At 43.4% G+C, this 20,479-nt stretch carries 24 protein-coding genes and 2 pseudogenes; 19 read left to right on the top strand and 7 right to left on the bottom strand.

Annotated features, from left to right (window positions below; translation table 11 throughout):
* Positions 1 to 64 precede the first annotated feature (64 nt).
* The 3 genes from V1498_RS17380 (at position 65) to V1498_RS17370 (ending at position 1,831) form a co-directional block, all read left to right on the top strand.
* Entirely contained in the window at positions 65 to 628 is a 564-nt protein-coding gene (locus tag V1498_RS17380; RefSeq protein WP_409294974.1) for a GNAT family N-acetyltransferase, read from the top strand.
* A 378-nt stretch (positions 629 to 1,006) separates the two neighbouring features.
* Positions 1,007 to 1,543, top strand: coding sequence for a hypothetical protein (locus V1498_RS17375; protein WP_409294972.1), 537 nt, complete (start codon positions 1,007 to 1,009; stop codon positions 1,541 to 1,543).
* Positions 1,544 to 1,570: 27 nt separating this feature from the next.
* Positions 1,571 to 1,831, top strand: a complete 261-nt coding sequence (locus tag V1498_RS17370; protein WP_409294970.1) for a GlsB/YeaQ/YmgE family stress response membrane protein — start codon at positions 1,571 to 1,573, stop codon at positions 1,829 to 1,831.
* A gap of 70 nt (positions 1,832 to 1,901) precedes the next feature.
* On the opposite strand, the gene V1498_RS17365 is transcribed toward V1498_RS17370, so the two are convergent.
* Entirely contained in the window at positions 1,902 to 2,798 is an 897-nt protein-coding gene (locus tag V1498_RS17365) for an RluA family pseudouridine synthase (RefSeq protein WP_409299336.1), read from the bottom strand.
* Positions 2,799 to 2,991: 193 nt separating this feature from the next.
* On the opposite strand from V1498_RS17365, the gene V1498_RS17360 reads away from it, so the two are divergent.
* Complete coding sequence (locus tag V1498_RS17360; RefSeq protein WP_409294968.1) at positions 2,992 to 3,402, top strand: DUF5365 family protein; 411 nt, start codon at positions 2,992 to 2,994, stop codon at positions 3,400 to 3,402.
* Between the two features lie 190 nt (positions 3,403 to 3,592).
* On the opposite strand, the gene V1498_RS17355 is transcribed toward V1498_RS17360, so the two are convergent.
* Together V1498_RS17355 and V1498_RS17350 are read right to left on the bottom strand one after the other, a co-directional pair.
* Positions 3,593 to 4,090: a thioredoxin family protein gene (locus tag V1498_RS17355; protein WP_409294966.1), complete on the bottom strand. Its 498-nt coding sequence runs from the start codon at positions 4,088 to 4,090 to the stop codon at positions 3,593 to 3,595.
* 6 nt (positions 4,091 to 4,096) lie between these two features.
* Complete coding sequence (locus V1498_RS17350; RefSeq protein ID WP_409294964.1) at positions 4,097 to 4,528, bottom strand: disulfide oxidoreductase; 432 nt, start codon at positions 4,526 to 4,528, stop codon at positions 4,097 to 4,099.
* Between the two features lie 230 nt (positions 4,529 to 4,758).
* Here V1498_RS17350 and V1498_RS17345 point away from each other — a divergent pair, with 230 nt between their 5' ends.
* Positions 4,759 to 6,300 (top strand): GNAT family N-acetyltransferase, encoded by a 1,542-nt coding sequence (locus V1498_RS17345; RefSeq protein ID WP_409294962.1) that lies wholly within the window; start codon positions 4,759 to 4,761, stop codon positions 6,298 to 6,300.
* Between the two features lie 321 nt (positions 6,301 to 6,621).
* Positions 6,622 to 8,358, top strand: coding sequence for a phospho-sugar mutase (locus tag V1498_RS17340; protein ID WP_409294960.1), 1,737 nt, complete (start codon positions 6,622 to 6,624; stop codon positions 8,356 to 8,358).
* A 99-nt stretch (positions 8,359 to 8,457) separates the two neighbouring features.
* On the opposite strand, the gene V1498_RS17335 is transcribed toward V1498_RS17340, so the two are convergent.
* Positions 8,458 to 8,709 carry a YhdB family protein gene (locus V1498_RS17335; RefSeq protein ID WP_409294958.1) on the bottom strand — a complete coding sequence of 84 codons (252 nt, stop codon included), beginning with the start codon at positions 8,707 to 8,709 and terminating at the stop codon, positions 8,458 to 8,460.
* Positions 8,710 to 8,944: 235 nt separating this feature from the next.
* Between V1498_RS17335 and V1498_RS17330 the strand changes: the two genes are divergently transcribed.
* The 6 genes and pseudogenes from V1498_RS17330 (at position 8,945) to V1498_RS17305 (ending at position 13,458) form a co-directional block, all read left to right on the top strand.
* Entirely contained in the window at positions 8,945 to 10,357 is a 1,413-nt protein-coding gene (locus tag V1498_RS17330) for a SpoVR family protein (protein WP_409294957.1), read from the top strand.
* An 812-nt stretch (positions 10,358 to 11,169) separates the two neighbouring features.
* Positions 11,170 to 11,409, top strand: coding sequence for a spore coat associated protein CotJA (locus V1498_RS17325; RefSeq protein WP_409294956.1), 240 nt, complete (start codon positions 11,170 to 11,172; stop codon positions 11,407 to 11,409).
* Entirely contained in the window at positions 11,369 to 11,677 is a 309-nt protein-coding gene (locus V1498_RS17320; protein WP_409294955.1) for a spore coat protein CotJB, read from the top strand. The genes V1498_RS17325 and V1498_RS17320 overlap by 41 nt, the downstream gene beginning before the upstream one ends.
* Positions 11,678 to 11,689: 12 nt before the next feature.
* Positions 11,690 to 12,256: pseudogene (locus V1498_RS17315) on the top strand (manganese catalase family protein); the annotation flags it as partial.
* Between the two features lie 766 nt (positions 12,257 to 13,022).
* Positions 13,023 to 13,280, top strand: coding sequence for a hypothetical protein (locus V1498_RS17310; RefSeq protein WP_409294953.1), 258 nt, complete (start codon positions 13,023 to 13,025; stop codon positions 13,278 to 13,280).
* Positions 13,222 to 13,458 (top strand): hypothetical protein, encoded by a 237-nt coding sequence (locus V1498_RS17305; RefSeq protein WP_409294951.1) that lies wholly within the window; start codon positions 13,222 to 13,224, stop codon positions 13,456 to 13,458. The genes V1498_RS17310 and V1498_RS17305 overlap by 59 nt, the downstream gene beginning before the upstream one ends.
* A 734-nt stretch (positions 13,459 to 14,192) precedes the next feature.
* On the opposite strand, the gene V1498_RS17300 is transcribed toward V1498_RS17305, so the two are convergent.
* On the bottom strand, positions 14,193 to 14,324 hold the full coding sequence (locus V1498_RS17300; RefSeq protein ID WP_409294950.1) for a hypothetical protein: 132 nt from the start codon (positions 14,322 to 14,324) through the stop codon (positions 14,193 to 14,195).
* A gap of 184 nt (positions 14,325 to 14,508) precedes the next feature.
* On the opposite strand from V1498_RS17300, the gene V1498_RS17295 reads away from it, so the two are divergent.
* The 4 genes and pseudogenes from V1498_RS17295 to V1498_RS17280 all read left to right on the top strand — a co-directional run.
* Positions 14,509 to 15,153, top strand: coding sequence for a glycosyltransferase (locus V1498_RS17295; RefSeq protein ID WP_409294949.1), 645 nt, complete (start codon positions 14,509 to 14,511; stop codon positions 15,151 to 15,153).
* A gap of 37 nt (positions 15,154 to 15,190) precedes the next feature.
* Positions 15,191 to 15,583: a DoxX family protein gene (locus tag V1498_RS17290; protein ID WP_409294947.1), complete on the top strand. Its 393-nt coding sequence runs from the start codon at positions 15,191 to 15,193 to the stop codon at positions 15,581 to 15,583.
* A gap of 72 nt (positions 15,584 to 15,655) precedes the next feature.
* The gene (locus tag V1498_RS17285) at positions 15,656 to 15,988 is read left to right on the top strand and encodes a cupredoxin domain-containing protein (protein ID WP_409299334.1); all 333 of its coding nucleotides are present in this window, start codon (positions 15,656 to 15,658) and stop codon (positions 15,986 to 15,988) included.
* 148 nt (positions 15,989 to 16,136) lie between these two features.
* Positions 16,137 to 16,249: pseudogene (locus V1498_RS17280) on the top strand (stage V sporulation protein R); the annotation flags it as partial.
* Positions 16,250 to 16,629: 380 nt separating this feature from the next.
* Here the strand turns inward: V1498_RS17280 and V1498_RS17275 are convergent.
* Both V1498_RS17275 and V1498_RS17270 read right to left on the bottom strand, forming a co-directional pair.
* Positions 16,630 to 16,968, bottom strand: coding sequence for a YmaF family protein (locus V1498_RS17275; RefSeq protein WP_409294946.1), 339 nt, complete (start codon positions 16,966 to 16,968; stop codon positions 16,630 to 16,632).
* A 376-nt stretch (positions 16,969 to 17,344) separates the two neighbouring features.
* On the bottom strand, positions 17,345 to 17,911 hold the full coding sequence (locus V1498_RS17270) for a DUF4256 domain-containing protein (protein ID WP_409294944.1): 567 nt from the start codon (positions 17,909 to 17,911) through the stop codon (positions 17,345 to 17,347).
* Between the two features lie 241 nt (positions 17,912 to 18,152).
* Between V1498_RS17270 and V1498_RS17265 the strand changes: the two genes are divergently transcribed.
* From V1498_RS17265 to arsC, 3 genes are read left to right on the top strand one after another with little or no spacing between them, the layout of a single operon-like run.
* Positions 18,153 to 18,500 carry an ArsR/SmtB family transcription factor gene (locus tag V1498_RS17265; protein WP_409294942.1) on the top strand — a complete coding sequence of 116 codons (348 nt, stop codon included), beginning with the start codon at positions 18,153 to 18,155 and terminating at the stop codon, positions 18,498 to 18,500.
* Between the two features lie 15 nt (positions 18,501 to 18,515).
* Complete coding sequence (locus V1498_RS17260) at positions 18,516 to 19,814, top strand: arsenic transporter (RefSeq protein WP_409294940.1); 1,299 nt, start codon at positions 18,516 to 18,518, stop codon at positions 19,812 to 19,814.
* 23 nt (positions 19,815 to 19,837) lie between these two features.
* Positions 19,838 to 20,257 carry an arsenate reductase (thioredoxin) gene (gene arsC / locus V1498_RS17255; protein WP_409294938.1) on the top strand — a complete coding sequence of 140 codons (420 nt, stop codon included), beginning with the start codon at positions 19,838 to 19,840 and terminating at the stop codon, positions 20,255 to 20,257.
* The last annotated feature ends 222 nt before the right edge of the window (positions 20,258 to 20,479 follow it).

Genomic DNA, 20,479 nt, shown 5'->3' with positions numbered 1-20,479 from the left:
AGGGATTGGTATTAAACATAATAGTTTATGAATAAATCGATTTTTAAAGGAGATGCCACGGATCATGACTGAATGGTACACCAAGCTGAGAGAGTACTTCCCGGAGAGAGAGATGAAGTCTGAGGAACAGATGAGGCTGTTATTTTCCGATAAAGAAGCTTACAAGAGGGAAATGGGGCCTGAATATGTACTCGTCTATCTGGAAAAGGACGATTTTATCTTTGTGGATTATGTTCTGATAAGCAGCACCAACCGTGGGAATGGAATAGGCAGCAAGCTCATGAACCGCCTGAAAAAGAAAAGGAAGCCCATCGTTTTAGAGGTGGAACCCGTTACTTCCGCCGATCACGACTCAAAAAAAAGGGTCCAGTTCTACGAGAAGAATGGCTTTAAAAAAGCTGGCTCGATCCTTTATCAGCGCCGGCATGTGATAACTGGTGAATTAAATGATATGGATGTATTTTTCTGGTCGCCTGAACGCAGGAGCGAGCAATGGATTTACTCCAAGATGCAGGAAGTATATACAGAGGTTCATTCCTATAAGGCAGCCATGGTATACGAATCTCCGATGCAGGATGTTGGAGAAGTGCTGTCGATCAAAGAAGACCGGCTTGGCGTTGCAAAGTAATGTTCTGAAAATTTATGAAAGCGCTTTAACTTAATCATCCGGCCTGCAGAGGCCAGTCAGGCGGATTGACAGCCTGACTGGTCTTTTTCAGTGGAAAAGGGGCGGAGCTGCATGGATCAAAAGGCTTCCTGCAGCTGGGTGAGCACATCTTGCATCTTCCTGGCAAACCTGGTGTGTCTAGTTCCGCTCCACCGCCTTATTGCGTTTATTTCTGCTCTTGTATAAGTTTTTCTTCCATGCATCGGTTGCGGGTAGGAAACTCATGTTTGTTTTTTGTGTGAGAGGAGCAGCATCGCATCATCCAGGTTTGAATTGAAAAACGCCGGGAATATATTCATTAATCAGCATTGGCAAAAGGGGAGGTGCAAGCGGACAGCAATGAAAAGTTTATATGGTGCAGTAATCGCAGCCGTCCTGCTTACAGGATGCCAGGGTGCGGAAGAGACCGGGAATAAGGCAGAAGAAGCAGGCAATAAGGTAAAGGAAGAATCTAAAAAAGCTGTGGATGAACTTGATAAAAAAACGCAGCCTGCTCAGGATAAAGTGAAAAAAGAAGTTGAAAATGCCAACCTGGGTGAGAAAAGCCGGAAGGCAGTCGATTCTGTCAAAACGACAATGAATGACACCAAGAAAAAGGCCGAGAAAAAAATTTTGGAAAAGGGCGAAAAAGCAACGGTTGACGAGGACGCTTTCCTTGCATTATCCGAGGGAGAATACGACAAGCTTTATCAGTTCATTAAAATCAATGATTATGACGGAGTTTCTGACCAAATCAGCAAGAATAAAGTAGTTGAATTGAAAAAAGGCAGTGAGGTAACCGTGCTCAGCAGAATGGCAGTCAGAATTGAGGTAGTGGATGAAAGCAGCAAGAAGAAAGGATATATTCCCTCCACGCTGCTTACACCAAAGAAGTAACCACAACATGAATCAGGAGGAAACAGAATGCTGGAATTTCTATTGACTCTCTGTATTGGCGGAATCATCGGCTGGATTGCCCAGCTTGCTATTGGAAGAGAAGTGCAGACAGGGGTTATTGGCAGTGTGGTTTCAGGAATCACAGGCGCATGGGTAGGTTCTATGATCATTGGGAACTTTGGACCGCAGGCAGGCGGCATTGCACTTATTCCTGCCTTATTCGGTACACTGGTCTTTGTTTTTATCGCCAGTTTATTCCTGAAAAGAAGGACCGGGCAGGAAGCATAATCCTAGTTTGCCTATATCCAATAAAAGACAGCCAAGAGTGAACTGGCTGTCTTTTTTGGGGTGTTTTGACTCAGACCTCAGGGAATATTTCCGGGTCGGGAAAAGGAGCAGTGACCTCGATCATTTCCTCCGTTATAGGATGCGGAAATACAAGTTTAGAGGCATGCAGCGCCTGTCTTGGTACTTCCGGCCTTCCTCCATAAAGAGTATCTCCTACAATCGGGTGGCCGATATAACTCAGATGGACTCTAATCTGGTGGGTGCGCCCGGTATCAAGCCTGCAGGCTAGTAGTGTCTGTTCTTTTCCGCGTATTTGTTTTACCACTTCATAGTGGGTGACAGCTGGACTGCCGCCCGGTGATACCCTTCTCCGTGTCCCGTGATGGCGGTCCCTGCCGATACTTTCTTTAATTGTGCCGTTCTTATTGATCAACCCATGTACCAGGGCGAGGTAGGTCCTTTTGATCTTTCTCTCCAGGAGGAGCCTGTCCAGGATTGCTGCTGACAGCCTGTCTTTCGCAAAAAGGATGGCTCCTGAAGTATCCTTATCGAGGCGGTGTATATGGAACGGAAAATAATTCTCCCCATTCATCAGCATATGAAAGGCAGCCCCATTCAGCAAGGTATCATTCTGGCCGGGACTTGAGGGATGGGTTTCCAGGCCGGGCGGCTTATTGATGACAAGGACCTGATCGTCTTCATATAAGATATCAATACCCATATAACTTGCTTGATTGTCATCCATCTCTGAGAAAGACAAAGGAATCTGCAGGATGTCCCCTTTTTGCAGGTGATGGGACCAGGAGGTCTGCTGTCCATTCAGGAGTACTCTTTTGCTCATCCTCCATTCATGGACAAGCTTCCTGGGAGCCTGCCAGATTTTGCTGAATAGATTCTCGATTGTGAGTTCTTTCCACTTCAAAGGGATCTTTATCAGCAGGGCAGAGCCTTTTTTGTCAGCATATATCATGGTTTTGAAGCCTCCGTCAGCTATATAGTAAGTAGCAGTTTATTCCAAATTCATAGTCTAATTTACTATAAAAGAGGAGTGTGGATTAAATTTCCACCCTACTTTTGAAGGATTTTATGTTATCCTAAAAAAAGGAAACTTAATTTACAGAAAAAACAGGATAATATTGCTTAAGGGTGGTTTTTTTTTCGTGAGAGTGGTTTATGCATCGACAATCGAGCAGGAACAGGAAATTTCAGGGCTCGTACATTATTTTTATGAGACTATTTTTCCTCTTTATTTTACCACAGGAGAGATCAAGCAGCTTAGGGAAAATGGTGTGCTCCAGACAGAGTCGGGAGGAAGTGATTACAGCACCACATTAAAGGATGCTTTCCATGTGATGACAAGCCTGAATGTCATACTGACTGTCCTGGAAAAGAAGTGGGCACTGACCGCAGCTGCCGAGTCACGGCTGGAAGAGCTGTTTTACACAAACGCCCGCTTATTAAACAAATTTGGAATCTATTTCCCATTGGATTTTGACCAGTTTGATTATTTACATACTCCTTCGCAGGACTTGAACTTATTCATTTCACCCGCTAATCAAATTTTAATCTAATGTAAAAAAGGAAATCATACGTTTCAAAACTAAGTCCGGGGAGATTTTCCCCGGGCTTTGCTGTGCCGGCTTGAAGCTGCATCTGTTTCCATGCCAGGGAGGTAGACGAAGTAAAATTGCGGTCCCTTGCCTGATGTTAATATAGCCAATAAAAGAGGCAGTCCCAATATTTTTGGGTCTGCCTCTTTTTTCATTTCAAGGTGTTCTTATCAAACCAGCTGCTGAAAATCTTCGTATCCTGTGCACCTACTATGCGTGCCGTTTCTTTGCCATCCTTGAATTGCACAAGAGTCGGCGTCGATTCAATATTATAGGCATCCCAGCCGTCTTCAAACTCGAGCAGATTAAACTGTTCAACCTGAATTCCCTTATCCTCTGCCAGCGGCATCAGCCGGGGAGTGGCTTCCTTGCAGTGAGGGCAGAGCGGGCTGAAGAAGTAAACTGTAACATCTTCTTTTTTATCAAGCTTCGTTTTAAGTGTATCGGGCAGGATGATATTCTGATAATTCGGATCCTCCAGCTGCCCGGTAGTGGCCGCATTCAGTTCTTTGCCGCCATACGGTCCTTTTTGGGTATCTGATGCTTTTGGGGTGTCTGCCGTTTTTTCTTTTTGCTGCATATTATTTACAAGTGCCATGGCCCCAAACAAGGCAATGATGATGATAAGAAAAATGATTACTTTTTTCATTGTTTTTTAGCGTCCTCCTGACATTTTGTATACTTTTAGGCTGGCTGCAAAAATAATGATAAAGGCAGTGAATGCAAGCAGCGGGATCGTGATGAAGCCGAGCCAGTTAATATAATCCGAGGTGCAGGGCACACGGCCGCAGGCGGGGGCAGAATCTGTAAAGAAGGCAACCTTCTGGATAAGATAATGATAAAGAGCTATCAGTCCGCCAATTCCTGAAAGAACGAGTGAATATAAACTGATTCTGTAATCCTTTCGAGCCACCGCCATGCCAAGGAGCACGGTCAGGGGGTACATGAGGATCCGCTGGTACCAGCATAATTCACAGGGCTCGTACCCTTTGATCTCAGAGAAGTAAAGGCTTCCGAACATTGCGATGACAGCCGTGCCAAAGGCAAGGAATAACAGGTTTTCCCTGTTTTTTTCAAAACTGGTCATATTTTCATCCCCGAATGTTTGAATTAAAGACATTATTGGTACGATTATATGTGTAAAGAGCATAAATGTAAATAGGAGACTTGGGAGAGCGAAGGGCTTTAAGGGTGTACTCAGAGCCTGGGCTTGTGGCCCGCATGAGTTTAGAAACGGCGGCGTACGGGTATTATATTGCTTTATCAACTAATGTTTTAATGACGACAATTCTTCGGAACCAGAGGAGTGCAGGATGTATGAGTGAAGAACTAGATTTGCATAAATTCGAAAAGAAACTGATTATCCGCAATATTGAAGAAAAAGACATAGACGATCTCCTGGAAATGCAGCTTCAATGCTTTCCGGGTATGACACCGTGGAAAAGGGAGCATCTGGAGAGCCATCTCTCCATTTTCCCGGAAGGCCAATTCTGTGCCGAATATGATGGAAGGATCATCGGGAGCTGCTCCAGTTTAATCATAAACTTCGATGAATATGATGACCGCCATTCATGGGATGATGTAACCGACAATGGATACATTACCAACCATAATCCGGACGGCTATAACTTATATGGAATTGAAGTCATGGTTCATCCAGAATTCAGGCGGATGAAGATCGGGCACAGGTTGTATGAAGCGAGGAAGGAACTAGCCCGCCAGCTGAACCTGAAGAGCATTATCATTGGAGGGAGAATTCCCAACTACCATAAATTCGAGGATGAATATACGCCAAGGGAATATGTTCAGGAAGTCATTCTTCATAAGATATATGATCCAGTCCTTTCCTTCCAGCTTCTAAATGAATTTACCCTGATGAGGATCAATCCCAACTATCTGCCGGATGACAAACAATCAGGCAAATACGCAACATTGATGGAATGGAACAATATTGACTACCTGCCGAAGACGAACACGTTTTTCAAGACATCCCAGCCCGTCCGGATCTGTGTTGTTCAATATATGATGCGCCAGATTAAGTCATTCGACGACTTCGCGAACCAGGTGGAATACTTTACAGATGTAGCGTCTGACGCTGGAGCTGATTTCGCGGTTTTCCCGGAAATTTTCACCACTCAGCTGATGTCTTTCCTTCATGAAAGATCACCGAGCATGGCTGTAAGGAAGATCACCGAATTCACGGAGCAGTACATCGAGTTATTCACCGATCTTGCCGTTCGATACAATGTGAACATAATCGGCGGATCACATTTCGTCATGGAAGATGATGATGATATTTATAACATCAGTTATCTTTTCAGAAGAGATGGAACCATTGAGAAGCAGTATAAGATCCATATCACACCCAATGAACGGAAATGGTGGGGAATCAGCCCTGGGGATGAGGTCGAAGTGTTTGATACAGACTGCGGCAAGATTGCCATCCAGATATGCTATGATATCGAATTCCCAGAGCTTGCCCGCATAGCCACCGACAAGGGCGCGAAGATCATATTCACGCCATTCTGTACAGAAGACAGGCAGGGTTATTTAAGGGTAAGGTATTGTGCACAGGCCCGGGCTGTGGAAAATCAGATTTATACCGTGATTTCCGGCACAGTAGGAAATCTGCCGCAAACCGAGAATATGGATATCCAATATGCACAATCAGGAATTTTTGCACCGTCTGATTTTGAATTTGCCAGGGACGGAGTGGTGGGGGAAACGAACCCCAATATCGAGATGGTATTGATCGGGGATGTCGACCTTGAGATCCTGAGAAGACAGCGACAGTCCGGGACTGTCAACCAGCTTCGTGACCGCAGGCATGATGTATACAAAATCCAGTACAAAAAATAAGGGGAAGCCGCGTTAACAGGAAGAATGGGTCTGACCCCGTTCTTTTTTAGAATTTTTTCTAAAGGGCAGTTGTTTTCGGATGAGTTTTGTGAGGAGCTGCGGGACAGGTGAGACCCTGCAGGCGAAGCCGAGGAGACTCACCGCCCGCCCCGCGCAGGCAGAGTGCCTGCAGTGGTAATCCACTTTCTTTTTCAATGGCTATATTGTTTCCGAAAACAGCCTTTTAATATAAAATAAAGTAAGGAAAAGGATTTCATTCCATCGATTAAGAATACATACAACAAGAAATACAAGGATTCATTTGAATAGGGAGATGATGAAATGGACTTCAAACAGACAGCAGCCCGGTGGCAGGATTTTTCAGGGCTTGATGAAGAAATCAGGCAGGAACTGGTCAAGTTAAACGATAACGAAAAAAGCCTGGAGGATGCCTTCTATAAAGAGCTTGAATTTGGCACAGGCGGCATGAGGGGCGAAATCGGGGCAGGCACTAACCGCATGAATCTATATACCGTACGCAAGGCGACTGCGGGCCTCGCAGGCTATATTTCCTCTTTTGGCGAGGAAGCCAAAAATCGCGGAACAGTAATCGCTTATGATTCAAGGCATAAATCACCGGAATTTGCCATGGAAGCCGCGAAGACACTTGCGACAAACGGGATCAAGGTCTACCTGTTCGACAGCTTAAGGCCGACTCCCGAGCTTTCCTTCGCAGTAAGGGAGCTTGGGGCTTATGCCGGTATCGTCATTACAGCAAGCCACAACCCCCCAGAATACAATGGCTATAAAGTGTACGGGCCGGATGGAGCACAGCTTCCGCCAGGGCCAGCCGACCGAGTCATTGATTATGTCAGCGCAATTGAGGACGAGCTGCTGATCGAAGTGAAGGAAGAGAAGGAACTCCTGGAAGCCGGCCTGATTGAAATGATCGGCGGGGAAATGGACAGGAAGTATAATGAACAGCTCCTTACCATTTCCGAAAATCCCAACCTGTCCGGAGAAGTAGATTTGAATATCGTCTTTACCGCCCTGCACGGAACTTCCAATCTCCCGGTCCGCAGGGGGCTTGAGTCACTTGGCTATAAGAATGTATACATTGTGGAGGAACAGGCAGAGCCGGATCCCGGCTTTTCTACGGTCGCTTCCCCTAACCCGGAGGAACATGCAGCCTTTGAACTGGCCATTGCCAAGGGGAAGGAAGTGGACGCCGATATCCTGATTGCCGCTGACCCGGATGCAGACAGATTGGGTGTGGCTGTGAAAAATGAAGAAGGTGAATATGTGGTCCTGACAGGAAATCAGACTGGGGCCATCCTGCTTGAGTACCTTCTGTCACAAAAGCAGCAAAAAGGAACCCTGCCGGAAAACGGCATTGTTTTAAAGACCATCGTTACTTCAGAAATCGGCCGCACAATCGCAGAGGCATACGGTCTGCAGGCTGACGATGTATTAACAGGCTTTAAATTCATTGCAGAGAAGATCGGGGAATATGAAGAAACGAAAGAGCATACCTTCCTCTTCGGCTATGAAGAAAGCTATGGATATCTGATCGGGGATTTTGCCAGGGATAAAGATGCTGTCCAGGCGGCACTGCTTGCGGTGGAGGTGTGTGCCCATTACAAGAAGCAGGGCATGACCATGTATGAAGGGCTGAATGCCATCTTCGAAAAATATGGAGCATACCTGGAGTCCTTGAAATCCTTGACTCTTAAAGGAAAAGACGGAGCAGAACAGATTCAGGGCATCCTTTCAAGCTTCCGTCAGGATCCTCCTTCAGAGCTTGCTGGACTGCGTGTTGTCCGGATGGAGGATTATCAGACAAGCCGCAGCCATCTGCTGTCTGAGGGCCGTGAGGAGGAAATTCATCTGCCAAAATCGAATGTGCTGAAGTACTTCCTTGAGGACGGTTCATGGGTCTGCTTACGACCGTCAGGGACTGAGCCTAAGATCAAGTTTTATTTCGGAGTCAATGATAAATCCCGCTCGTCCGCAGAGGAAAAGCTGCAAAAAGTTCAGGATGCTTTCATGAACCTGCCTTATATCAAAAGTGTCCTTTAATATGTATAGAAAACTCAGCTGGCATTCATCCCAGCTGAGTTTTTTTAAGGCAGGTGTCCTTACCGCGCGGGATAAGGGATTGCTGAACCTGGGTAAATGCTACCCATTTTGTACACCGTATAAAGTAAAGCGGTCATTCAGCATGGAAGTGGCATGGTCTATATATCGCAGCAGACCGTACAGATGCTTCTCGATTACCGCATAGTCTTGTTCAAAATGGTAAGAATGAAGGAACATTTCAATCTTTTTGGAAAGAATTTGATCCTTGGTCCTGACCATCAGTATCAAAAGATTATCCCATTCGGAACGATGGGTATAATACAAAGCCCGGTCATAATCAACTTTAGCCATTTTCTTTCCTCCTCTTGGGGAGTTACTAATAGTGTATACATTTACCCTTCTCTCTTCCGCAGAAAAACTTGGCTTCCCATACGGCACGGGAATGCATGATATTACCGGGTGTAACGGACGAAGTGCTGGATATATTAGTATGGAAATCCTTTAGTAAGATGGTTTTTAGCAGGGCACCGTCATTTTCTCTTCCTTTTTACATACATTGTGGTAAGAAGATAAGGGGGAGAAGCTGATGAAAGAATCTGACCAAAAAGCCCTGGAGCGTGCAATCAGTGAGATCACGGAAATCGCCACTCACTTTGGACTCGACTTCTATCCAATGCGGTATGAAATTTGTCCCTCAGAAATCATTTATACATTTGGAGCATATGGAATGCCGACCCGTTTTTCTCATTGGAGCTTCGGCAAACAATTTCACAAAATGAAACTTCACTATGATCTCGGACTCAGCAAGATATATGAACTTGTTATCAACTCTGATCCTTGCTACGCATTCCTGCTGGATTCCAATTCCTTGATTCAGAACAAGCTGATTGTTGCCCACGTCCTTGCTCATTGTGACTTCTTTAAAAATAATATCCGGTTCCAAAATACAAAGCGTGATATGGTTGAAAGCATGGCAGCGACAGCTGACCGGATCCGCCAATATGAAATCGAGTATGGAAAAGATGAGGTAGAAACCTTCCTGGATGCGGTCCTCGCTGTGGAAGAACATATCGATCCTTCCCTCATCCGGCCAAAACTCTCCTGGTCTATGAATGATGACGCAGATGAGGAGGATAAGCCGCCTGTCTCGCCCTATGATGATCTGTGGTCCTTGGACTTAAAAGGGCAGAAGGACAACGCTGAAAGAAAGAAAACGAAGAAATTCCCACCGCAGCCAGAAAAAGATATCCTTCTCTTCATAGAAGAATACAGCAGGCATCTTGCCGACTGGCAGCGAGACATCTTGACCATGATGAGAGAAGAAATGCTATATTTCTGGCCGCAGCTTGAGACAAAAATTATGAACGAAGGCTGGGCATCCTACTGGCATCAAAGAATTCTGCGCGAGCTCGACCTTACCAGCAGCGAATCCATCGAATTCGCTAAGCTGAATGCCGGGGTCGTACAGCCGTCAAGAACATCCATCAATCCATATTACCTTGGCCTGAAAATTTTTGAAGATATCGAAGAGCGCTTTGACAATCCCACAAAGGAAATGAAGGAAAGGGGCGTCAAGCCTGGTTCCGGCAGAGAGAAGATGTTCGAAGTCAGAGAAATAGAATCAGACATCTCCTTCCTCCGCAATTATCTGACAAAGGACCTGGTTATGAGAGAGGATATGTATCTGTTCCAGAAACAGGGCAAGGAATACAAAGTGGTCGGCAAAGAATGGGAACAGGTCCGTGACCAGCTGGTGAGCATGCGTGTCAATGGAGGCTTCCCCTACATTACGGTAACCGACGGCGATTACTTGAAGAATGGTGAATTGTACCTGAAACACTGGTTCGAGAACATTGAACTGGATGTCAAATATCTCGAAAAAGTCCTGCCATACCTGCACCAGCTCTGGGGGCGCACCGTCCACATGGAATCCGTATTCGAAGGAAGAAACATCGTGTTCACCTATGATGGGAAGGGTGTGCACAGGAAGTATATATAAAAGCAGGGCTGGGAGCCTTTTAGGGGCTCTTTTTGTTATCTTTTTATTGAAATAAATGACTCTTATGGGACCATCTTACTGAAAAATAAAAGAAGAGTTTGGAACTGACTATACATTAATATTTTTACCTGACTTGTGTTCAATAAGTGTTTTCTTAAAAACTAAAAGAGGCGAAGCAATTGCTTCGCCTTTACATATAAACCTAAACAACCTTGACAGATCTGCTGCTGCTCTTATTCCCCGATTTATCCTGAGCGTAAATCCGTAGGCTTGTACGTTTTTACGGGGCTTTTATCTTCACTTTATAAGCCCCTTTGCTATCAACAGTTCCTTGACCAGTTTTTTGGGTTCCATTAAAGATATAAATGGCTGCGTATTTTTCTTCTTCTTTTCCTGTGACCGTTACCGATTTGTATGTGATTTTATTGACAGTCGGAACAGAAGTGGTGTCTTACAACAACCTTTATCGTTTTGATTCCGCTCTTGTTACCTGAAGCATCAATTGCATATACCGAAACGGTTGTCCCTGCTTTTTGTTTAGGCGTACTTATTTTATATCCGCCATTTACGAGCTTTGCTTCTCCAATGACGTGTATTAAAATGAAGGGGATTGGCTGATCAAACAACTCAAAAAAAATAATATACTGAATATTTTTGTCGACTTTGATGGTTTGGTAAATAGATCCCCACACCATATTGAAGGTGAGGTTTATGGCCAGGGAGCAAGAACTACAATTATCCAGCATTTAACCTTATTATCATGCATATGTTTTGATATTGGCACAGATTTTGAGAAAGGAGGGGCATATGATTTGTATAATTCTAATCTAAATCAGTTTACACCAATTAAGCAATATAAACCCTTTCACAGTACTTTTGATCCCTGTCCGCCATTAAAAAGAAAGTATTATCGGACTCCCCCTAACTTATACATCAATTTTCAGCCGCCTAACCTTGAACAATTTCCTCCATATGAAGCATTAATGAAAGGAACGCTTTGGAAAGCGTTATATGATTATTATGAAAACCCCTATAAAGAGAGGAAGTCCTAACTTGGTAAAACAAATTGATGATGAATATTATCAATTGATGAGACAGATTCAGGCTGTAGATTTCGTTTTAGTGGAGCTGACATTGTACCTTGACACGCATCCTGATGATGAAAATGCTTTGCAGCAATTTAACCAGTATTCAGCTTATTCAAGGCAAGTAAAACAGGTTTTTGAAGGGAAATATGGTCCTTTAATGCAATTCGGTGTCAGTAATAATCCTGGTCCCCGCTGGGATTGGGGATCTGGCCCGTGGCCATGGCAGGTTTAAAGGAGGGTAAATATGTGGGTCTATGAAAAGAAGCTGCAATATCCTGTGAAAGTTTCTAAATGCAATCCGACACTTGCTAAGTATTTGATTGAACAATACGGGGGAGCTGATGGAGAACTAGCAGCAGCACTTCGGTACCTGAATCAGCGGTACTCCATTCCTGATAAGGTAGTTGGGTTGTTAACTGATATTGGTACCGAAGAATTTGCCCATTTAGAGATGATTGCAACAATGATCGTTAAACTAACCAAAGATGCCACCCCTGAACAACTAAGGGAAGCGGGCATCGGTGAACATTATGTTAATCATGACAGTGCAGTCTTTTACCATAACGCAGCTGGTGTACCTTGGACTGCCGCCTACATTCAGGCGAAAGGAGATCCAATTGCAGATTTGTATGAGGATATAGCAGCCGAGGAAAAAGCCCGTGCTACCTACCAATGGTTGATCGATATATCTGACGATCCAGAGATAAATGATTCATTAAGGTTTTTAAGAGAACGTGAGATAGTACATTCTATGAGATTCCGGGAAGCGGTAGAGCTGTTAAAAGAAGATAGAGATCAAAAGAAGGTCTTTTTGGTTAATAAATCTTGCATCAGGAGATTAAAATTTACAATGGATACATGTAACTTAAACTTGAGAGTCGGCAACGATAAGTTAGATCCAACCTTAATTTTACTGGATGAGAAAAGTCAAAAAAGAATAGCCTGTTAAGCTGAATAATGGCTTTACAGGCTATCCCAATATCAACGTTGTTTAGTTTTACTAACTACATTCGCAATACTGCTATGAGGCCCCCCAGATCAATACAATTCCTACAACCACAATTGCACTAGATTACATTAGATTGTAACCTCCTTATTTCCCTAAGTTATTAACTGTTGAATATGGTAAATCCCTTTCTTCTCTAGCTGTTTTTGATCTGTTCGCCCCGAGTGAGTACCCCCATCGGTCTGATAACCCATACTCAAAATCAGAACAATTAAAAACACGCGACAGAACTTTAACAATTAAGCGACCCCCTCCTAAAATTTCAAATCTTTTTTTAATTGGACAGAGGGTTGATTTCATATGTAAAATTAAAATTTCTGAGTAATGCTCCGAAGATTATTATCCATCCATTCCCACTAAGCTCTAGTGAGGGTTTGATATGATTAAAGTGGTGATTTATTATGATAAATAAACCTTTAAAACCAATGCTCCTTCATAAATTAGACTCTCCCCCAGAGGGAGAATATATAAACCAACTGAAGTTGGATAGGTTCCGTTGTATTCTTTCATCCAAAGATGAAGTTAAGTTGTATACCAGACATGAAAACGAGCTTGCCGGCAGTTTCCTGAAATGCAAATGGCTTTTTCAAACGATGTTGTGCTTGATGGTGAAAATGGTGGTCAAGAAGGATGGAACCCCTGCTGGAAATCAGTCATGAAGAGATTCCACGCGAGTAAATCCATAAATGGTTTAGCCTTTGAACTACCTGCTCATTATGCTGCCTTTGATACTCTTTACATAGAAGGTAAAGACATAACAAAGCGGCCCATTGAGGAACGTCTGGAAATGCTTGAGGAGGCCGTGCAAGACTTTCCATACAATCTCTAAAGCAAAGTCTTTCGATGATGGTGCAGCGTTGTTCCAAGCGGATAAAGATGCTGGGTTAGAGGGGATTGTTTCTAAACGTAAGGGCAGCTCTTATCAGATGGATACCCGCAGTCGCGATTGGCTGAAGGTAAAGAATTATAAATGCTTAAATGCGATACAGTCCAGATTGTCGGCTTAAGGAAGGACAACTTTGGCTGGTCGCTGCTGAAGGATGAAAAATATGTAGGGGTGAGCGAGTTTGTACCTCCTAATGAACGGAAGGCATTCTGGAATATAGCCCAACAATTTGTAATTGACGAGGACAAAAATTGGCTGCATCTGGATCCGTTCATAAAGTGTAGAGTCAAATTTCAAGATTATACTCGGGCGGGCTTAATGCGTACACAAAGTTTTTTTGAATTTGTATTTTAAACGGGAATAGATGGTTCGCTGTTTTCATATAGTATAGTAGTTCATAAGTTTTCCTTATTTAGATAAGACATTAAAGACGCCATTCACCTGAGTGGCGTCTTTTAATTATAACTGGTGAAGAATTTATGACACCTGAAATGGTTTCTAAACCCAGGGTGTTATTAACCATAAAAGTACTACAGAGTAAAATACCGGGATGAAGCGGCTGCTTTCAAAAACCTTCCGGTATTCAAAACCAAATAAGGAGGTCACCATGAACACGAAGCGAGTAAAATGGATGTCATTTATGTTGTTGATCCTACTTATATTCAGTGGATTATATTCTCTGTATTCGAAGGCTATTCAATCCAGCACGACCTGTGAATTCATAGTGGTGAAAAAAGAAACGGGCGAAACTCATCGTATCTTGCATGGTTACGACCCTAACGCCCGTAACCTTAAAATCCTTACGATAACGGTGCCGAGCAAAAGTATGTGGAAACAGCTGAAGGAAAATTCAACCTATACCCTTACGTATATGACTAAAAGCGAAAAATCTGAATTAATTAAAATTGTTAAAGCAAGGTAAAGTTCTTTGAATACAGGATTTTGTGGCGATTTTGCCATTGATAATTTATTAGGAAACTTTTTCATCTTCAGTGCCTCCTGATTGTATTTAATATTGTTGTTAAAGGAGCTGCTGTTGAGGTCATAAGGAAAAGGCCATGGGGGCATAAAACTATCAATCCAACATTACGGTTAGTAGAGCCCAGGTTTAGGAATAAAAAAATCCCATGTATCAATAATAAAAAGGACTTTAATTGGAAGGAGTAGGTTAATGAAAAAGTTACTGTTGATTGGATTAATATTGTTATTTTCCCTAAATATAGTGTACGGAACAACGGATGCCTACGCTATACCGCAGGTACAATGCATAAGCCAACCCGAGGTAAAGTTTAAAAATAATTTTAGAAAACTTTGGACTGATCATGTTTTGTGGACAAGTAATTATATTACAAGTGCAACAACCGGAGGAGCGGAGGATCAAAAACAGGTACTGGCTAGACTTTTGAAAAATCAGGAGGACATAGGTAATGCTGTAAAGCCAGTATACGGGGAAAAAGCTGGGAACCAACTTACCGGTTTGCTTAAGGAGCATATTGTTATTGCGGGAAGGATCGTAGAGGCGGCTAAAAGCGGAAATGATGTCTTGGTGAATCACCTAAATAAAGAATGGTATAGAAATGCTGATCAAATAGCAGCTTTCCTTAGCAGTGCCAACCCCTATTTGAAAATTGAAGATGTAAAAAATTTGCTGTATATGCATCTCAAATTAGTGGCAAATGACTTATCTGCTAGCTTAGGAAAAGACTGGAACGGAAGAATTATCTCAATTGATGAAGGAGTCACACATATAATCTTAATGGCAGATACTATTTCTGCGGGAATTGTGAAGCAGTTTCCGGATAAGTTTACAAAATAAATCTGTGAATTTAAGTATTTTGAATGGAGTTGTTTAAGTGGAAGATTTAGGTTTACTTCTTATCCGATTAATGGTGGGTTTTGTATTCATTTATTATGGTTCTCAAAAACTGTTTGGTTGGTTCGGAGGGCATGGTATCGCGGGAACAGGAGGGTGGTTTGAGTCCATCGGTATAAAACCAGGTAAAATTATTGCTGCTTTTAGTGGTGTTGCGGAGTTATTATCAGGAATTTTATTTGTCATAGGGTTATTTTTACCATTAGCTGCAATTTTAATTCTTGTTGTTATGATAGGGTCTATTGTAAAAGTACATGGATCAAAAGGTTTCTCAGTAACCTCCGGAGGATTTGAATACAATCTGTTCTTAATTGTAGTTTCTATCGGTATTGCATTAATTGGACCCGGTGCTTTTTCGATAAATCAATTTTAGTTCTAAGAAAGGAGGCATTTACAAATATATCTTAAAAAGTGGTTAACTGGATTGCTCATATTGCTTACTATTATGACAGCTCAAGGCTCATTCAAAATTTTTGCTGATGCCGGTGTTGTAGCACAGCCTATTGAGTCGGTGAAAGCGATTCAGGTTGAATTGAATGATGATTATTTTATTCCTAAAGTCATAAATATTCCGATTCAAAGAACAACTACCTTGATATTGAAAAACAAAGGACAGAAAAAGCACACCTTCACAGTTGAAAAGCTCGGAATTGACGTCGAAGTCCAGCCGGGAAAAGATATAACCACAACCGTGAAACCAAAAATAGCTGGTACATATGATCTTTTATGTCGGTACCATTTACAAGAAGGAATGGCTGGAAAAGTAATAGTCAAATAACAAGCTCCAAACTTTAATCCAATGGGGAGCGAAATATCCCTTCTACACGAACAGAAGTGAAAAGGACTCCAAAAACTGAATATGTAAATTGTACTTATTTGATTATAGTTGGTTGTCGACAACTTGGATAATAACCGCCTTAATGGACCTGCCATACCTGCACCAGCTCTGGGGGCGCACCGTCCACATGGAATCCGTATTCGAAGGAAGAAACATCGTGTTCACCTATGATGGAAAGGGGTGCACAGGAAGTATATATAAAAGCAGGGCTGGGAGCCTTTTAGGGGCTCTTTTTGTTATCTGTTATTTTGAAAGATTATTGTTTGGGTGAATTTTTTTGAACGAAATCTAATCGTTAAGCAAGTGGATTGGAGAGGAAGGCGCGAGACTCCTGCGGGATATGAGGGACAGGTGAGACCCCGCAGGCGAAGACGAGGAGGCACACCACCCGCCCCGCGGAAAGCGAGTGCCTGCAGCGGAAATCCACTTTCTTGTTCAATTGCGGCAATCTATGTCAAAACAGCCTAAATAAAAAAGATCGTATCTAAACGATCTTTCCAGTTAACCTCTAGGCAAAAGATAAAGGCGTTCTCTGTCTTTATGCACTGCCCTGAAGACAGATGAAAACGAGCAAATTCCTATTATAAATTTCCGGGAGCCGGCTTATCTACCCCGCGTACCCTATGCCTGTGGCCGTTTGCTTCTGTGGTGTAAAAATCATAGTAATGGACATGCATTCCATTTCCAACAGGAATAGCCGGACCTGAATAGGCTTTATAGTAGTGGGTATGTCCATCCTCGAATACAACATAACCTTCCGTATAATGAACATGACTCCCATCCGGGGTCTGGACAGCAGGATGTGTTACGTCCAAACACTGATGAACATGACCGGCATCTACAGATGTATAGTCCACAGATCCGTGGTTATGTTCAGGAACAAAACCTGATACAAAGTCGTCCTTTCCAACCTTTTTCATAATAGAACTCACTCCTCTTCTTGATCCATTTGATGATGACCTCTGCCCTTATTGGCATGGAGTTCCACTCCAATAAATGTTGTCTTATTTATATTTATTTTGCAGGCGTCATTCTTATGAACGCATACGGGGAATGTTCAACTGGATAAGAGCAGGAACAAACATAATAAGGGGAGGTGGAGAGTGGCAACGCTCAGGCAGGAATGCCAGAAAGATAAATGATGTTCACACCTTCTTGCAGAGCTCATGATACATGGGGCTCCGCCCCTTTTCCACAGAAAGAAGCAGAAGCTGCAATTTTGCAGCTTCTGCTTCTTGTCTTTCATGGCCATGGCCGACCAGGCAGCATTTATCTGCCTTTAAACGGTTTTAAGTTTTACACCCTTAGCAAACCGCGGAATCCCCTTGCAGCATAATACGATTCCGCTCCGTTATGGTAGACGAAGACCGTATCATAGCGGCAGTCACAAAAGAGGGCACCGCCAAGTTTTCTAATGCTCTCAGGTGTCTGCACCCAGCTTGAAGTTTTCATATCAAAACGCTCAAGTTTTTGCAGTTTTCGGTACTGATCTTCCGTTAGCAGTTCAATTCCCATGTCTGCCGCCATATCGACCGCATTATTTTCCGGTTTATGCTTTTTCCTCGACTCCAGCGCTTCCCGGTCGTAACACACACTTCTGCGGCCTTTAGGGCTTTCCGCTGAACAGTCGTAAAAAGTATATCCATCCACTTTCTTATCAAAAACAACTACATCCGGCTCACCGCCGGTTTCCTCCATTTCACCCAGCGACCATAATTTATCAGGATCAGCTTCGATCCTTGTCTGGACCTTGGCCCACTCTATTTCTGGATGGCGGTGCATGTTTTTCTCGAAACGAACCTTTAGGCTCCGGAGCAGTTCTTCCCGCTTTTCTGCCGGCAGCTCCTTGTTTGTCGTGATCATATATTTCACTCCTTGATATTTTTGCTTTTGCTTATACTTCAACAAAGAAGACTCACTATCCTTCACAAACTTATGGCTTGGACGAATAATATCCCTATTCTGCTTTTAATTATACAAGTACAATATTTAGTTTGCATAAAAATGAGGATAGCAGCTTAAATAGGGTTGTTTATATAAGTGATTGCTTATACAATAAGCTGTGGATAACAGGGGAGTAATCATTGTTATTGAGGAGGATTTCATGCAATCAATACAAGAACTGGATATAGAAACTGCTGCAGGCTTATTGAAGCTTCTCGGAGACAAGACACGGTTAACGATGATAAAAATCATGTCTGAAAGTGAATGCTGTGTATGTGAGTTTGTCGACCTGTTTGACATGAGCCAGCCAGCGGTCAGCCAGCATCTTAGGAAATTAAAGGACAGCGGAATCGTGAAAGAAATAAGAAGGGGACAATGGATCTATTACTCTTTGAACCCAAGTTCGGTCTACAGCTCTTTTATTCTGCATGTTATCTCCGACTTGCCAAATCAGCGCTATAAATTAAAGGAATTAGAGGCACAGGGGAAACGCATCTGCTGTGACTAAGGAGGAATTCATCAAGTGTTTTTAGTCATCTCAGCCTGCATCATCTTTTTAATCACGCTTACACTGGTCATCTGGCAGCCGAGAGGGTTGTCCATCGGCTGGTCTGCCTGCGGCGGCGCTGCGGCTGCCCTCATTTTGGGGGTTGTCGATTTTCAAGATGTATTGGATGTTACAGGGATTGTCTGGAATGCCACACTGGCATTTATCGCAATCATTATTATTTCATTAATTTTAGACGAAATCGGATTCTTTGAGTGGGCCGCCCTTCATATGGCGAGAGCTGCAAAAGGGAATGGGATCCGGATGTTCGTGTATGTCAGCGTTCTTGGAGCCCTTGTGGCAGCCCTGTTTGCCAACGACGGGGCAGCATTAATCCTGACACCAATAGTCCTCGCGATGGTGCGCAACTTAAAGCTGGCAGACAAAATGATCTTCCCATTCATCATGGCCAGCGGATTCATTGCAGACACCACGTCGCTTCCGCTTGTTGTCAGCAATTTGGTTAATATCGTATCAGCCGATTTTTTTGGAATCGGTTTTGCAGAATACGCATCACGTATGTTCGTGCCGAATCTGTTTTCACTCGCGGCAAGCATTCTTGTTTTGTATCTGTACTTTAAGCGGAATATACCAAGAAATTACGACATCACTCAGTTGAAAAAGCCGTCAGATGCCATCCGGGATCTGAAAATGTTCCGTCTTTCCTGGATTGTCCTGGCGATATTAGTAGCAGGCTATTTCCTGAGTGAGCTGTTGCATGTTCCTGTGTCGGCCATAGCCGGGGTGGTCGCCATCTTTTTCCTTGCAATGGCGAGGATGAGCAAGGCGGTCCACACGAGAGGTGTGATTAAAGGAGCTCCTTGGGCGATTGTGTTCTTCTCAATCGGAATGTATGTAGTCGTATATGGACTGAGGAATGCCGGACTGACAGGAGTGCTGGCTGATGTCATCGGATCAGCCGCAGATCATGGATTGTTGGCGGGTACAATAGGGATGGGATTCATCGCTGCCATTCTTTCATCTGTTATGAATAATCTGCCTACTGTCATGATCGATGCTTTGGCCATTGCAGACACCGGGACGACCGGTGTGATGAGGGAAGGGTTAATTTATGCCAACGTAATTGGTTCGGATCTCGGTCCTAAAATTACGCCGATTGGTTCCCTTGCTACCCTGCTCTGGCTTCACGTCCTGTCTCAAAAAGGTGTAAAGATATCGTGGGGAACGTACTTTAAAACAGGTATTATCTTAACCGTGCCAACTCTTTTCATCACACTTGCAGGTCTATATATTTGGCTGCTCATTATTCATTAAAACACACAAAAGGAGCTATCATCATGTCTAAAAAAACCATTTACTTCTTATGTACAGGTAATTCATGCCGCAGCCAGATGGCTGAAGGCTGGGGAAAAAAATACTTGGGAGATGGGTGGAGAGTATTGAGTGCAGGTATCGAGGCTCACGGGCTGAATCCAAATGCAGTAAAGGCGATGGATGAAGCGGGAATTGACATTTCTAAGCAGACTTCAGACATCATTGACACGGAAATCCTGAACAGCGCTGATTTCGTTGTGACCCTTTGCGGGGACGCAGCCGATAAGTGCCCTATGACGCCTCCTCATGTAAAACGTGATCACTGGGGATTCGATGACCCGGCGAAGGCACAGGGAACCGATGAAGAAAAATGGGCCTTTTTTCAACGGGTCCGCGATGAGATTGGGGAGCGCATCAAAAGCTTCAATGAATCTGGTAAATAAAATAGGAAAGCCAAGAGAATTTTTCTCTTGGCTTTTTTGCTGGCTTCAAAAGATCCTGTATTAGCCGGACTGCATGAGAATATGTCATAAAAAGGGATAAGAGACAGGAGGTAAGCACTATTTTTTGAAAAAAGAGGCTCCCATAAAATTAAAAGTGTTTAGCTCTATTTAATAGGTGGTATAGGAGTATATTGTCGTGGCTGCCGGCGGCTTAATGAAATA

This window comes from Paraperibacillus marinus, assembly GCF_046237605.1.
Taxonomy (GTDB): Bacteria; Bacillota; Bacilli; order Bacillales; family DSM-1321; genus Paraperibacillus; species Paraperibacillus marinus.
This window is presented reverse-complemented; position numbering and strand designations above follow the sequence as displayed.